The sequence below is a fragment of the Brachybacterium netajii (SeqCode) genome, from assembly GCF_054114245.1.
This window is the reverse complement of the sequence record NZ_JBSYXB010000020.1, coordinates 1-1,575: the sequence shown is the minus strand read 5'-3', so window position 1 is coordinate 1,575 and position 1,575 is coordinate 1. Positions and strand designations below refer to the sequence as shown.

2 protein-coding genes are annotated in these 1,575 nt (G+C 66.7%); both read right to left on the bottom strand.

Going from position 1 to position 1,575, the window contains the following annotated elements:
• A partial coding sequence (locus ACXET9_RS16070; protein ID WP_457887689.1) for a dTDP-4-dehydrorhamnose 3,5-epimerase family protein occupies positions 1–756 on the bottom strand: 756 nt, incomplete at its 3' end.
• Positions 753–1,575 (bottom strand): dTDP-glucose 4,6-dehydratase (gene rfbB / locus ACXET9_RS16065; protein WP_457887688.1); only part of this gene is annotated, 823 nt, incomplete at its 5' end. The genes ACXET9_RS16070 and rfbB, both read right to left, overlap by 4 nt.

Genomic DNA, 1,575 nt, shown 5'->3' with positions numbered 1-1,575 from the left:
GGCCGGGTCCGCGAGATCCAGCTCGGCCCGCGACACCAGATCCACATCATCGCGGCCCGCCCAGCGGGCCGCGATGGCTCGGCCGAGCTGCCCGTTGGCACCGACCACCAGCGTCCGGCCCGCCGACGCTGCCGCGGGGGCCGACGCCGCGGAGGTAGATAAGGGCCCTGCGGACGATGCGGTCTCCGGCGTGGCGGCCGGGACCGGGGTCACGTCCCCGAGCCGCGGATGGGCGACATCCTTCGCCGACAGCTCCGCCTGATCGAGAGGGATCGGCCACGGGATCGCGACGGTCTCATCCGCGAGATTCACGAACGTGTACTCCGCGTCCGAGGACCAGTGGTCGTTCACCAGATACGTGTACGCCGCCGGCGCCTCCAGCGTCTGGAACGCGTTCCCGACCCCGCGCGGCACGAACACCGCGACATCCGGGGTGATCTCCAACCAGAACGCGGCCCCGAACGACTCACCGGCCCGCAGATCCACCCACGCCCCGAACACGCGCCCGGTGGCGACGGAGATGTACTTGTCCCACGGCTCCGCATGGATACCCCGGGTCACGCCGACCGCCTGGTTGAACGAGATGTTGTTCTGCACCGGACCGAAATCCGGCAGACCCGCCGCGAGCATCTTCTCCCGCTGCCAGTTCTCCTTGAACCAGCCCCGCGCATCCCCATGCACCGGCAGATCCACCACCAACAGCCCCGGGATCGGGGTCTCCCGCACCACCAGGCCCTTCGGCCCCGCGGGGGTCACTGGCCGGCCTTCGCGTACTTCGCCTCGGTCGCGGCCTTCTGCGGACGCCACCAGCCCTCATTCGCCCGATACCAGTCGATCGTCGCCGCGAGCCCCGCCTCGAAATCACGGAACGACGGGACCCACCCCAGCTCGTCCCGCAGCACCGACGCATCGATCGCATACCGCAGATCATGACCCGGACGATCGTTCACATGCTCGAAATCATCCCGATCCCGACCCATCAACTCGAGGATCAGCTCCACGACCTCACGGTTCGACTTCTCCCCGTCCGCACCGATCAGATACGTCCGCCCCAGCTCACCCTTGTCCAGGATCGTCATCACCGCCGAGGAATGATCATCCGCATGGATCCAGTCCCGCACGTTCAGCCCCGCCCCATACAGCCGCGGACGGATCCCATCGATCAGATTCGTGACCTGCCGCGGGATGAACTTCTCCACATGCTGCCGCGGACCATAGTTGTTCGAGCAGTTCGAGATCGTCGCCCGCACCCCGAACGACCGCACCCACGCCCTCACCAGCAGATCCGACCCCGCCTTCGTCGACGAATACGGCGACGACGGGTTGTACGGCGTCGACTCCGTGAACTTCGCCGGATCATCCAGCTCCAGATCCCCATACACCTCATCCGTCGAGATGTGATGGAACCTCACCCCACGCTTCCGCACCGCCTCCAGGAGCGTGTACGTACCGATCAGGTTCGTCTGCAGGAACGGGCTCGGATCCTCCAGCGAGTTGTCGTTATGCGACTCCGCCGCATAATGCACCACCGCATCATCCTCACCCGTCAGGCCACCGACCAGCTCATCGACCAGG